The following is a 12,937-nucleotide window of genomic DNA, read 5'->3' on the forward strand; positions in this document are numbered from 1 at the left end:
GTTTCATGTTGCTTGAGTTGCTCAAGGGCATGAAGCTGACGGGGCGTCACTTCTTCCAGCGCAGTGTGACTGTGCAGTTTCCGGAAGAGAAGACGCCGCTTTCACCGCGTTTCCGCGGTCTGCACGCGCTGCGCCGTTATGACAACGGCGAAGAGCGCTGCATCGCCTGCAAGCTCTGCGAGGCGGTGTGTCCGGCGATGGCGATCACCATCGAATCGGATGTTCGCGCGGACGGCAGCCGTCGTACCACCCGCTACGACATCGATCTGACCAAATGCATCTTCTGCGGTTTCTGCGAAGAGAGCTGCCCGGTCGATTCGATCGTCGAAACGCACATCTTCGAATACCACGGCGAAAAACGCGGTGACCTGTACTTCACGAAGGACATGTTGCTGGCCGTCGGCGATCGCTACGAAAAAGAGATTGCAGCCAACAAGGAGGCGGACGCCAAGTACCGGTAAGGCAAGGCGCCCACACTCGCGGCCGCAGTCCGTTGACTGCACCGCGGAACTGGGCTTGCACCAACCGCGTACCCGACTACGACATGGACACGACCACCGCGCTCTTCTACGTCTTTTCCGCCGTGCTGCTGCTCTCGGCATTCCGAGTCATCACGGCCAACAGCCCGGTGCATTCCGCGCTGTTCCTGGTGCTGTCTTTTTTCAGCGCTTCGTGCATCTGGATGCTGCTGCATGCCGAGTTCCTGGCGATTTCGCTGGTGCTCGTGTATGTCGGCGCCGTCATGGTGCTGTTCCTGTTCGTCGTGATGATGCTTGACATCAACATCGAGGTGCTGAAGCAGGGTTTCTGGACGCACTTCCCGGTGGCCGCACTCGTGGGTGTGGTCATCGCGCTGGAGATGGCCTGGGTGCTGCAGCGTGGCTTCAACACACCAGTTGCGAAGCCGATGGAGGGCGTGGTCGGCATGCCCAACACCAAGCTGCTGGGCATCGAGTTGTACACCGATTACCTCTATCCGCTGGAAATCGCTGCGGTGCTGCTGCTGGTGGCGATCATCTCCGCCATCGCGTTGACGCTGCGTCGCCGCAAGGACGTTCGCGGCCAGAACCCGTCGGAGCAGGTCAAGGCCAAGAAGGCCGATCGCCTGCGCATCGTGAAGATGGATGCCGTGCGCGAACTGCCCTCTGTCCCGGCTGCCTCGATCGCAGTCGATGCTGCCGCCCCGAAAGGAACCGCATGATCACGCTCGGACACTATCTGACGCTGGGCGCGATCCTGTTCGCGATCTCGGTGGTCGGCATCTTCCTGAACCGCAAGAATCTGATCGTGCTGCTGATGGCCATCGAACTGATGCTGCTGTCGGTCAATCTGAATTTCGTGGCCTTCTCCCATTACCTGGGTGACATGGCCGGACAGGTGTTCGTGTTCTTCATCCTGACGGTGGCAGCGGCCGAGTCTGCGATCGGTCTGGCCATTCTGGTCGTGCTGTTCCGCAACCGTGCCACGATCAATGTCGATGAGCTGGACTCGCTGAAGGGCTGACGCCAAGGGGAACAACAGAAAATGTCTCAGCTCTCGCAATCGATGCTGTTGGCTGTGCCGCTCGCGCCCCTCGCGGGGGCCGTGCTGGCCGGCTTCTTCGGCAAGTCCATCGGCCGGACGGGTTCGCACGTCGCCACCATTCTGGGCGTCCTGATCGCCTTCATCCTGTCGGCCATCACGCTCAAGGCCGTTGCGCTCGAAGGCGCACGCTACAACCAGACCGTCTACGAATGGATGGTGCTGGGCGGCCTGAAGATGGAAGTCGGCTTCATGGTCGACGGCCTGACGGCCATGATGATGTGCGTGGTGACCTTCGTGTCGCTGATGGTGCACATCTACACCATCGGCTACATGGAAGAGGATCCGGGCTACCAGCGCTTCTTCTCCTACATCTCGCTGTTCACGTTCTCGATGCTGATGCTCGTCATGAGCAACAACTTCCTGCAACTGTTCTTCGGCTGGGAGGCGGTGGGTCTGGTGTCCTATCTGCTGATCGGTTTCTGGTTCAAGAAGCCGACCGCAGTGTTCGCCAACATGAAGGCGTTCCTGGTCAACCGGGTCGGTGACTTCGGCTTCATCCTCGGCATCGGCCTGATCGCAGCCTACGCTGGCACGCTGAACTACACCGAGACCTTTGCCAAGGCTGGCGAACTGGCCAAGATCGTCTTTCCCTACGACACCTGGGGTGGCGACTGGATGCTGATCACGGTCATCTGCATCTGCCTGTTCATCGGCGCGATGGGCAAGTCGGCGCAGTTCCCGCTGCACGTCTGGCTGCCCGACTCGATGGAAGGCCCGACCCCGATCTCCGCGCTGATCCACGCCGCCACCATGGTGACGGCCGGCATCTTCATGGTCACGCGCATGTCGCCGCTGTTCGAGCTGTCGGACACTGCGCTGAACTTCATCCTGGTCATCGGTTCGATCACGGCGCTGTTCATGGGCTTCCTGGGCATCATCCAGAACGACATCAAGCGCGTGGTCGCGTATTCGACGCTGTCGCAGCTCGGCTACATGACGATGGCGCTCGGGGCCTCCGCCTACTCGGTCGCCGTGTTCCACCTGATGACGCACGCCTTCTTCAAGGCGCTGCTGTTCCTGGGTGCAGGCTCGGTGATCATGGGCATGCACCATGACCAGGACATCCGCAACATGGGTGGCTTGCGCAAGTACATGCCCATCACCTGGATCACGTCGCTGCTGGGCTCGCTCGCACTGATCGGCACACCGTTCTTCTCGGGCTTCTATTCGAAGGATTCGATCATCGAAGCGCTGGCCGCCAGCCATCTGCCGGCTGCGCAGTGGGCGTACATGACCGCGGTCATCGGTGTCTTCGTGACGGCCTTCTACTCGTTCCGGATGTACTTCCTCGTCTTCCATGGCAAGGAGCATTTCCACCACAAACCGTTCCCGGGCGAGCATGACCACCATGACGAGGACGACCACGGCCATGCACATGCGCACACGCCGCACGAGTCGCCCTGGGTCGTGACCGTGCCGCTGCTGCTGCTGGCGATCCCATCGGTCGTGATCGGCTACCTCACCATCGAGCCGATGCTGTACGGCGACTTCCTGAAGGATGCCGTGTTCGTCAACTTCGAACACCATCCTGCGATGGAAGAACTCGCGCACGAGTTCCATGGTGCGGCGACGATGGCGGTGCATGCGTTCAGCACGCTGCCGTTCATGCTGGCCCTGGGCGGCGTCGTGACGGCGTACGTGTTCTACATGCTGGTTCCGGCTGTTCCGGCGTTCTTCGCCCGGGCACTGGCACCGCTGGTGACCGTGATGGAAAACAAGTACTACATGGACTGGATCAACGAGAACATCTTCGCTGCAGGCGCCCGTCTGCTGGGCCGCGGTCTGTGGAAGATCGGCGACGTGACGATCATCGACGGCCTGGCTGTCAATGGTTCCGCGCGTCTGGTGGGATGGATCGGGTCGCTCGTGCGCCTGTTCCAGACCGGCTACATCTACCACTACGCACTGGTCATGCTCGTCGGCGTCTTCGCGCTGATGACGTGGTTCGTGCTGCAGTACCGCTGAGCGGAGGTAACAGACCATGGCATACCTCTCTCTTGCGATCTGGATTCCCATTGCCTTCGGCGTGCTGCTGCTGGCGATCGGGCGTGACGACCAACCCCAGGCAGCCCGCTGGATCGGTCTGATCGGTGCGCTGATCGGCTTCGCGGTCACGCTGCCGCTGATCACCGGCTTCGACACCACCACCGCTGCCCTGCAGTTCCAGGAAAACCTGGCCTGGATTCCGCGGTTCAACATCCGCTACCACCTGGGTGTCGACGGCATCTCGGTGTGGTTCGTGCTGCTGACGGCCTTCATCTCGGTCATCGTCGTGCTGGCCGGCTGGGAAGTCATCACCGACCGTGCCCACCAGTACATCGGCGCCTTCCTGATCATGTCGGGCCTGACGGTCGGCGTGTTCTCGGCGGCCGACGGCATGCTGTTCTATGTGTTCTTCGAAGCGACCCTGATCCCGATGTACATCATCATCGGCATCTGGGGGGGACCGCGCCGTGTCTACGCCGCGATCAAGTTCTTCCTGTACACGCTGGCTGGTTCGCTGCTGCTGCTGCTCGCCCTCGTCTTCCTGTACTACAAGTCGGGTGGCAGTTTCGACATCCTGACCTGGCACAAGCTGCCGCTGCCGATCGGCGCGCAGACCATGCTGTTCTTCGCTTTCCTGGCAGCGTTCGCGGTGAAGGTGCCGATGTGGCCGGTGCACACCTGGTTGCCGGACGCCCACGTCGAAGCCCCTACCGGGGGCTCCATCGTGCTGGCCGCGATCATGCTGAAGCTCGGTGCCTATGGTTTCCTGCGCTTCTCGCTGCCGATCGCTCCGGATGCCTCGCACGAATGGTCCGGTCTGCTGGTCGGGCTGTCGCTGGTCGCCGTGATCTACATCGGTCTGGTGGCGATGGTGCAGACCGACATGAAGAAGCTGGTCGCCTATTCGTCGATCGCGCACATGGGCTTCGTCACGCTGGGCTTCTTCTACTTCAGCGAGCTGGGCATCTCTGGTGGTCTGGTGCAGATGATCTCGCACGGCTTCGTTTCGGGCGCGATGTTCCTGTCCATCGGCGTGCTGTATGACCGCGTGCATTCGCGTGAAATCTCTTCTTACGGCGGCGTGGCCAACACCATGCCCAAGTTCGCCGCATTTGCTGTCTTCTTCGGCATGGCCAATGCTGGCTTGCCGGGTACGGCGGGCTTCATCGGCGAATGGATGGTGATCCTCGGGGCTGTCAGGTTCAACTTCTGGATCGGCATGCTGGCGGCCTCGGCACTGATTTTTGGTGCTGCGTACACGTTGTGGATGATCAAGCGCGTCTACTTTGGCGAAGTTGCCAATGACCACGTGCGTGAACTCACCGACATCAACGCCCGCGAGTACCTGCTGCTGGCCGTGCTGGCGATCTGCACCCTCGCGATGGGTCTGTACCCCAAGCCGTTCACCGACGTCATGCACGTGTCGGTGAACGAGCTGATCCGCCACGTTGGCGTGTCGAAACTGTGATCCTGGAGCGCTGCACCCCATGACTGCAATGAATTGGCTCGCGGTGTATCCCGAGATCTTCCTGCTGGTGATGGCCTGCGTGGTCGCGCTGGCCGACCTGTTCGTCACCGATCCCCGGCGCACGCCGACCCATGTGCTGACCCTGCTGACGCTGGTCTGCGTCGGCGGCATGCACTGGGTACTGTTCAACGAGGGGCAGACCACCTATGCGATGAACCGCATGGTGGTCACCGACCCGATGGGGCATCTGCTGGCCCTGTTCGCGACGATCGCGGTGGCGGTGACCCTCGTTTACGCCCGCCCCTATGCGGCCAGCCGCGAAATGCTCAAGGGCGAGCTGTACACGCTGAGCCTGTTCTCGCTGCTGGGCATCTCGATCATGGTGTCGGGTAACAACCTGCTGACGCTGTACCTCGGCCTGGAAGTGATGAGCCTGTCGCTGTACTCGCTGGTCGCACTGCGCCGTGACCATGCCCAGTCCACCGAAGCGGCGATGAAGTATTTCGTGCTGGGTGCGCTGGCTTCGGGCTTCCTGCTCTACGGCATGTCGATGATGTACGGCGCCACCGGATCGATCGATCTGGGCCAGATCTTCGATGCCATCGGCAAGGGCGATGTGAACCGCCAGGTGCTGGTGTTCGGACTGGTGTTCATCGTGTCCGGTCTGGCCTTCAAGCTCGGAGCCGTGCCGTTCCACATGTGGCTGCCTGATGTCTACCAGGGTGCGCCGACGGCAGCGACGCTGCTGATCGCCGGTGCGCCCAAGATCGCTGCGTTTGGCATGACGATGCGTCTGCTGGTCGACGGCATGCTGGGTCTTGCGGTGGACTGGCAGCAGATGATGGTGGTGCTGGCGGTCTGCTCGCTGCTGGTTGGCAATCTGGCGGCCATCGCGCAGACCAACCTGAAGCGCATGCTGGCCTACTCGACCATTGCGCAGATGGGCTTCCTGCTGCTCGGCCTGCTGGCGGGGGTCGTCAACGGCAACACGCTGTCCGCGGCCAATGCCTACAGCTCGGCCATGTTCTACATCATCACCTACGTGGTGACGACGCTGGGCACCTTCGGGCTGATCATGCTGATGGCCCGCGCCGGCTTCGAAGCGGACGAGATCTCCGATCTGGCTGGTCTGCACCGCCGCAGCCCGACGCTGGCTGCCGTGATGGGCATCTTCATGTTCTCGCTGGCGGGTGTGCCGCCCATGGTCGGTTTCTACGCCAAGCTGGCCGTGCTGCAGGCGCTGATCTCGACCAACGACACGATGCATCTGCAACTGGCGATCTTTGCGGTGTTGATGTCGCTGATCGGCGCTTTCTACTACCTGCGCATCGTCAAGGTCATGTACTTCGAGGAGCCCAAGGACACGTCCGAGATCGTCACGCCCGCAGGTGCGCGTGCGGTGCTGTCCCTGAATGGCGCTGCGGTGCTGCTTCTCGGGGTCCTGCCCGGTGGCCTCATGGCCATGTGCGCGCAGGCCATCGTCAAGACGCTGGCTACCTGATGACCTCTGCTGCAGCCATCTGGCTGGTCCTGCTGCTCGCAGCCGTACTGGCCAATCTGCCGTTCATCAATGAGCGAATCTTTGCGCTCGGGCCCCGCAAGGCGACCAAGGCCGTGTCGTGGCGTCTGCTGGAACTGATACTCTACACCGCTGTGGTCACGGCGGTCGGACGCTGGCTGGAAGGCCGCAGCGGCCAGATGGCCGAGCAGGGCTGGCAGTTCTACGCCGTGCTGTCGTGCGTGATGCTGACACTGGCCTTCCCGGGATTCGTCTGGCGCCATCTTCGCCGCCGGCACTGAGAGACGGATTCCCATGGCATTGCCGGAACTGGACGGACTGCCCGCAGGCGATGTGCACCTGCGCGAGGCCTGCGTGCAGTCGCGCGAGGTCTACCGTGGACGATTCCTGCAGGTGCGCCAGGATGACGTGGCGCTGCCGGACGGCAGTGCCTCATACCGCGAATACATCGTGCACCCTGGCGCGGTGATGGTCGTACCGGTGCTGGACGACGGGCGCTTGGTGATGGAGCGGCAATACCGCTATCCGATGCACCGTGCCTACCTCGAGTTCCCGGCTGGCAAGCTGGAAGCCGGCGAGCCCGGCATCGTCTGCGGGGTGCGCGAACTGTTCGAGGAAACGGGCTACCGCGCAGCCGAGTGGGCATACGCCGGGGAATTGCACAATGCCATTGCCTACTCCAGCGAGCGCATCGAGGTCTGGTTCGCACGTGGGCTGGTGGCGGGGGAGCGGCAACTGGATGCGGGGGAGTTCCTCGACGTGTTCGCCGCCACCGAAGACGATCTGGCCGGCTGGATCGCCGACGGCTCCGTGACCGATGCCAAGACCATGGTCGCGTTGCTCTGGCTGCAGCAATGGCGTGCCGGCCGCTGGGCATTGACCTGGAAGAAAGCCGAAGACTGGGGCCGCGACCGATAATCGGCCGGCCATGAAAGTACTCAATCTGCAGTGCGTGTCCGGCCATGCCTTCGAGGGCTGGTTCGGTTCGGAAGAGGATTACCAGTCGCAGCAGTCCCGTGGATTGCTGACCTGTCCGATGTGCGGGCTGGCCAAGGTCTTGCGCATGCCCTGCGCGCCAAGGCTGAACCTGTCCGGAGCCAGAACGCCTTCCACCGGTATTCCGATGGCACCGACCCGTCCGGGGACGGTGGTTGCGTCCAGGCCCAAGCCTGAACCCGATGCACGCAATGCCCAGACGCCTGAGCGTGCCCAAGCCGAGGCCATTCTGCTGCAAGCCATGCGCCATGTCCTGGCCCATACCGAGGACGTCGGACCGCGCTTCGCGGAGGAGGCCCGGCGCATCCACCACGGCGAGATCGAACAGCGCAACATCCGCGGCGAGGCGACGCCCGTCGAGGTGCAGGCCTTGCGGGAAGAGGGGATCGACATCGTTCACCTGCCGATCCCCGATGCACTCAAGGGTCCGTTGCAGTGAAGCTCGCTGTTTCCAGCATCCGGCCCGGATTCATCCGCTGATCAGGGTCCAGCGCCCATTTGATCGTGCGCATCAGGGACAGCGCGACCGGTGACTTGCGCTGCGCCAGTTCCTCCCGCTTCAGGGCACCGATGCCGTGCTCGGCCGAGATCGAGCCGCCGTGCGCCTGCACCGCGTCATAGACCAGCGTGTTGACCGCGTGCTCATGTCGGTGCAGGAACTCTGCCGGAGATCCCCCCACCGGCACCTGCACGTTGTAGTGCAGATTGCCGTCTCCCAGATGCCCGAAGTTGACCAGCCGAGCGCCCGGAAAGGCCTGCTCCAGCGCTGCATCCGTGCTGTTGACGAACGCGGGGATGCGCGAGACGGGCAGGGCGATGTCGTGCTTGATGTTGAGACCCTCCTCGGCCTGCGCCATCGAGATCGACTCGCGCAGATGCCACATCGACCGCGACTGTGCGACCGAGGTCGCCACGGCTGCGTCGGTGATGACACCGGCCTCCAGTGCGGCCTCCAGCAAGGCCTCGAACACGGTCCGGGCATGTTCGGCGCTTTCCGCGTCGGAGACTTCCAGCAGCACGGTCCAGGCTGCGGGCGGCAATGGTTGCGGGATCTGCGGGAAGTGCTTGCGGACCAGTGACAGCGCACAGTCGCTCATCACCTCGAATCCAGTCAGTGAGGCTGCCGCGCGGGCCTGCGCCAGCTGCAGCAGGGCCACGCACTGCTCCACCGACGCGCAGACTGCCAGCGCTGTCATCGAGGCGGCTGGCTGCGGATACAGGCGCATCACCGCGGCGGTGATCACGCCCAGCGTCCCCTCGCTGCCGATGTAGAGGTGGCGCAGGTCGTAGCCGGTGTTGTCCTTGCGCAGGCCGCTGAGCCCCTCCCAGACTTCGCCGGCGGGCGTCACCACCTCCAGCCCGAGACAGAGTTCACGGGCATTGCCGTAGCGCAGCACCTGTGTGCCGCCCGCATTGGTCGACAGATTGCCCCCGATGGTGCAACTGCCTTCCGCGGCCAGACTCAGCGGCAGCAGCAGCCCGGCGGCTTCCGCGGCTTCCTGTGCGGCCTGCAGCACGCAGCCCGCCTCGACCGTCATCGTCAGGTTGGCTGCATCGATGCCGCGCACCCGGTTCAGCCGGCCCAGGTTCAGCAGCACCTGCGTGCCGCTGTCGTCCGGCACCGATCCACCGACCAGACTGGTGTTGCCGCCCTGTGGCACCACGGCCACCCCGTGGTGGTTACACAGGCGCATCACTTCGGCCACTTCGGCTGTGCTGCCAGGCCTGACCACCGCCAGCGCACGGCCGTGCCAGCGCTTGCGCCAGTCGCGTTCGTACGCCACGAGATCACCGTCGCGCAGCACGTGGGCTGCCCCGACGGCAGCGCAGAGTTCCGCGATCAGCGGAAGGTCCGGATTCGACATGGTGTGTCCTCTCGCCGTTCAGGCCACCGCAGCGATCAGCCGCCCGGCCGCGAGCCGTGCCCGCACATGCCAGGCACAGGCGGTGAACAGCAGGACCGACAGCACGATCTCGAGACCCGCCAGCGCCACTTCGCGCCCCGGCGCGCTGTTGACCCGCACGGCGCCTTCGGCGGCATAGAGCCAGACGGCCAGGCTCAGCCAGCGGTAGGTGTAGAGCTTCATGCGCCACAGACCCGGCAGGGCCAGCACCAGTGGCACTACCTTGATGGCGAGCGTACCGCCACCGGTGCGTGCCAGCACCAGCTCCCAGAGCAGACCCAGCGCGACAAGCGCCAGACCCGCGGTGAAGGCGAGCCAGCGGCTGCGCCGGACCGCTGAGGTGGGAATACCGGCCGCGCTGGCGGGACGGTCTGCAGGGGGGGGAATGGACAGGACGGGTTCGGTCATCGTGAGGTCATCGGTTCAGCTTTGGCATGATAGCCATCATGAATCCCTTCAGCAGTCGCTGGGCTGCCCTCCAGCACTGGCCGTGGCTCGACACGCTGCGCACCCTTCGTCAGCGTTTCCGTGAAGACCGGCTCGGCATCACGGCGGGCAGCCTGACCTTCACGACCATGATCTCGCTGGTGCCGCTGGCGACCGTGACCTTCGCGCTCTTCACAGCCTTTCCGATGTTCGCGAGTTTCCGCAAGGCGCTGGAGGTCTATTTCCTGCAGAACCTGGTGCCGGACGCCATCGCCCGCCCTGTGCTGAAGCAGATCACGCTGTTCGCCAGCAAGGCCAGCCAGGTCGGGACGATCGGCCTGGTGGTGCTGGTCTTCACGGCCATCGCGCTGCTGCTGACCATCGACCGATCCCTCAACGCCATCTGGCGGGTGCGCCAGCCCCGACCACTCGCCCAGCGCGTGCTGGTGTACTGGGCCACCGCCACGCTGGCCCCGCTGGTGCTGGGCGTGAGCCTGTCGATGACCTCGTACGCCGTGTCCGCTTCCAGCGGACTGGTCGATGCGTTGCCGGGAGGCGTGTCGTTTCTGCTCGGCCTGATCGAGCTGGGGTTGATGGCCGCCGGCATGTCGGCGTTGTTCAAATTTGTTCCCAACACGCAGGTCCGGTGGAGCCATGCAGGGTTGGGTGGCGTGTTTGTCGCGGTGGGCTTCGAGCTGGCCAAGCGCGGACTGGCTTGGTACCTGGGGCTTGCTCCGACCTACACCACGATCTACGGTGCGTTTGCCACGGTGCCGATCCTGCTGAGCTGGATCTACCTTGGCTGGGTGATCGTGCTGCTTGGCGCGGTGATTGCGGCCTACGCGCCAAGTCTGCAGATGCGTGTGGTGCGCCACGCGGTGACGCCGGGATGGCGGTTCATGCTCGCGCTGACCGTGCTGCGCGAACTGGCCGGTGCGCAGCAGAGTGCAGCGCGCGGCGTGGCGCTGGTCGAGTTGTGCGAACGCCTGCACCTCGATCCGCTGCAAGTCGATCCGGTGGTCGAGCAACTGCAGCGCCTGGACTGGGTTGGCAGCCTGTCCGAACCGGGATTGGCGCGCCATGTGCTGCTGGTCGACCCGGCCCGCACGCCAGTGGCGCCACTGGTACAGGCCTTGCTGCTGTCCGCACGCTGGCAGGATGAACCATTCTGGCGCCATGCCGGTCTGTCCGGCATGCGACTGGCCGACGCGCTGGGCCGGGAGCCTTCTCCGCCTTGACTGCTGCCTCCGTGTGGGCACGTTACCTGGGTGAAACTGCCCCCCGTTCATCCCTTTTTTATGCAGTTCGGGCGCATGGGTAATGCCTAATCTCTCGCCAGACCGTCATGTGACGGCATCGGACCGAGCGTGTTACCGGGGGTACCCAATGCGCAGCAACTTGCCAGTCACCCAGACTGAATATCCATTTCCGACTGGGCGAGCGCTGGTTTCGACCACAGATCCGCAGGGACGCATCCTCTACTGCAATCCCGCGTTCATCGAGGTCAGTGGTTTTGTCCGCGAAGAATTGCTCGGGCAGCCCCACAACCTGATCCGCCACCCCGACATGCCGGAAGAGGCGTTCCGAGACATGTGGGCCACGATCGCTGGTGGCGCGCCCTGGTCTGGAATGGTCAAGAATCGCCGCAAGAACGGCGACTATTACTGGGTCATGGCCAACGTCACGCCGCTGTTCGACAGCGATCGGCTGGCGGGATACATGTCGGTGCGCACCGAGGCCAGTCGCCAGCAGATCGAAGCCGCGGAGCAGCTGTACGCTGCGATGCGGGCAGCGCAGTCGTCGGGTGGTGCAGGCCGGCACCGGCTGCGCAGCGGCCAGGTCGAGCTGGACACCTTGGCGGCCAGGATTGGCCGCCGACTGGCCGTCCGTTCGTCCACCAGACTGTTTCTGCTTTGCCTTGGATGTGGTCTGACCGGCCTGTTCGCGGGGCAGGTGGTCGTGCCGGGAAGCAGTCTGGGCGCATTGTCATGGGTGGCTGCAGCCGGGCTGGTGGCGGGTGGAGCGGCGATCGCTTCCTGGCACATCGGCCTCACCAGCGTGCAGCCCATGCAGCGCCTGCTCCAGTTCGCCAATCGCATGGCTGCGGGTGATCTGAGCCGCCGTCTGCCGGCCGACCAGCCCGGATTGGCCGGGCAGCTTGAACGGGCGCTCAACCAACTGTCGGTCAACCTGCTGGCGATCGTTGGAGACACCCGCGCCGGGGTGGATTCGCTGCGGGGGACCGCGGGTGAAATGGCCCGTGGCAACCTCGAGTTGTCCGAGCGCACCGAGTCCCAGGCGTCCAGTCTGGTGGAAACCTCGGCGTCGATGACCCAGATCACCGCCACCGTGCGCCAGAGCGCCGAAAGCGCCCATGGCGTGGCCGGCATGGCATTGCAGGCGGCGGACATCACCTCGCGCAGCACCGCGGCCGTGCACCGTGTGACCGAGACGATGCAGACCATCAGCCAGGCCTCGCGCCGCATCCAGGAAATCGTCCAGGTCATCGATGGCATCGCGCTGCAGACCAACCTGCTGGCACTGAACGCGGCGGTCGAGGCAGCCCGGGCAGGGGAGCAGGGACGAGGCTTCGCCGTGGTGGCTGGCGAGGTGCGCCAACTGGCCAAGAGCACATCGGTGGCCGCGCAGGAGATCAAGGAATTGATCCAGGATGCGGCTGGCAAGGTGGAGGTGGGCACCGTCCAGACGGATCTGGCCTGCAGCACCATGGACGAGGCCCTCGCCGCCGTGCGCCAGATGAGCACCCTGGTGGGCGGCATCGGCACCGGGGCCACCGAGCAACTGGTCGGCATCTCGCAGATCAACGAAGCCGTGGCCAACATGGAAACCCTGACCCAGCAGAATGCCACGCTGGTGCAGGACTTGAGCAATGCGGCCAGTTCAGTGGGTTCCCAGGCGGAGATGGTGTCTGAAGCGGTCCGTATCTTCCGCCTGGATGCGAACGCCCGATCCGAGGCCGCCACGTCGGCAGTCGCTCTGCGTCGCCAGATGAAACCGGCTTCGCCCGCACGGCATTCGGCGATGTCGCGCTGA

General features: G+C 64.1%; 13 protein-coding genes. 11 read left to right on the forward strand and 2 right to left on the reverse strand.

Annotated features, from left to right (window positions below; genetic code table 11):
* The 9 genes from nuoI to AB3X43_RS09710 form a co-directional block, all read left to right on the forward strand.
* On the forward strand, positions 1–461 hold a 461-nt coding region (nuoI, locus tag AB3X43_RS09670; protein ID WP_369429632.1), incomplete at its 5' end, for an NADH-quinone oxidoreductase subunit NuoI.
* 83 nt (positions 462–544) lie between these two features.
* Positions 545–1,201 (forward strand): NADH-quinone oxidoreductase subunit J, encoded by a 657-nt coding sequence (locus AB3X43_RS09675; protein WP_369429633.1) that lies wholly within the window; start codon positions 545–547, stop codon positions 1,199–1,201.
* Entirely contained in the window at positions 1,198–1,503 is a 306-nt protein-coding gene (gene nuoK, locus AB3X43_RS09680; protein WP_369429634.1) for an NADH-quinone oxidoreductase subunit NuoK, read from the forward strand. The genes AB3X43_RS09675 and nuoK overlap by 4 nt, the downstream gene beginning before the upstream one ends.
* A gap of 21 nt (positions 1,504–1,524) precedes the next feature.
* Positions 1,525–3,549 (forward strand): NADH-quinone oxidoreductase subunit L, encoded by a 2,025-nt coding sequence (nuoL, locus tag AB3X43_RS09685; protein ID WP_369429635.1) that lies wholly within the window; start codon positions 1,525–1,527, stop codon positions 3,547–3,549.
* 16 nt (positions 3,550–3,565) lie between these two features.
* Positions 3,566–5,038, forward strand: coding sequence for an NADH-quinone oxidoreductase subunit M (locus AB3X43_RS09690; protein ID WP_369429636.1), 1,473 nt, complete (start codon positions 3,566–3,568; stop codon positions 5,036–5,038).
* A 19-nt stretch (positions 5,039–5,057) separates the two neighbouring features.
* Positions 5,058–6,539 (forward strand): NADH-quinone oxidoreductase subunit NuoN, encoded by a 1,482-nt coding sequence (gene nuoN / locus AB3X43_RS09695; RefSeq protein WP_369429637.1) that lies wholly within the window; start codon positions 5,058–5,060, stop codon positions 6,537–6,539.
* Positions 6,539–6,838, forward strand: coding sequence for a DUF2818 family protein (locus AB3X43_RS09700; protein WP_369429638.1), 300 nt, complete (start codon positions 6,539–6,541; stop codon positions 6,836–6,838). Before nuoN ends, AB3X43_RS09700 begins: the two co-directional genes overlap by 1 nt.
* Positions 6,839–6,851: 13 nt before the next feature.
* A complete protein-coding gene (locus tag AB3X43_RS09705) occupies positions 6,852–7,475 on the forward strand; it encodes an NUDIX domain-containing protein (protein WP_369429639.1) in 624 nt (207 codons plus the stop codon).
* Positions 7,476–7,485: 10 nt separating this feature from the next.
* Positions 7,486–7,992 (forward strand): DUF1178 family protein, encoded by a 507-nt coding sequence (locus tag AB3X43_RS09710; protein WP_369429640.1) that lies wholly within the window; start codon positions 7,486–7,488, stop codon positions 7,990–7,992.
* Here the strand turns inward: AB3X43_RS09710 and AB3X43_RS09715 are convergent.
* Complete coding sequence (locus tag AB3X43_RS09715) at positions 7,973–9,418, reverse strand: FAD-binding oxidoreductase (protein ID WP_369429641.1); 1,446 nt, start codon at positions 9,416–9,418, stop codon at positions 7,973–7,975. The two genes, AB3X43_RS09710 and AB3X43_RS09715, sit on opposite strands and share 20 nt — an antisense overlap.
* A gap of 18 nt (positions 9,419–9,436) precedes the next feature.
* The gene (locus AB3X43_RS09720) at positions 9,437–9,865 is read right to left on the reverse strand and encodes a DUF2069 domain-containing protein (protein WP_369429642.1); all 429 of its coding nucleotides are present in this window, start codon (positions 9,863–9,865) and stop codon (positions 9,437–9,439) included.
* Positions 9,866–9,903: 38 nt separating this feature from the next.
* Between AB3X43_RS09720 and AB3X43_RS09725 the strand changes: the two genes are divergently transcribed.
* Positions 9,904–11,121, forward strand: a complete 1,218-nt coding sequence (locus AB3X43_RS09725) for a YihY family inner membrane protein (protein WP_369429643.1) — start codon at positions 9,904–9,906, stop codon at positions 11,119–11,121.
* A 160-nt stretch (positions 11,122–11,281) separates the two neighbouring features.
* Positions 11,282–12,937 (forward strand): methyl-accepting chemotaxis protein, encoded by a 1,656-nt coding sequence (locus AB3X43_RS09730; protein ID WP_369429644.1) that lies wholly within the window; start codon positions 11,282–11,284, stop codon positions 12,935–12,937.

It is taken from the genome of Sphaerotilus sp., assembly GCF_041083715.1.
GTDB lineage: Bacteria > Pseudomonadota > Gammaproteobacteria > Burkholderiales > Burkholderiaceae_C > Sphaerotilus.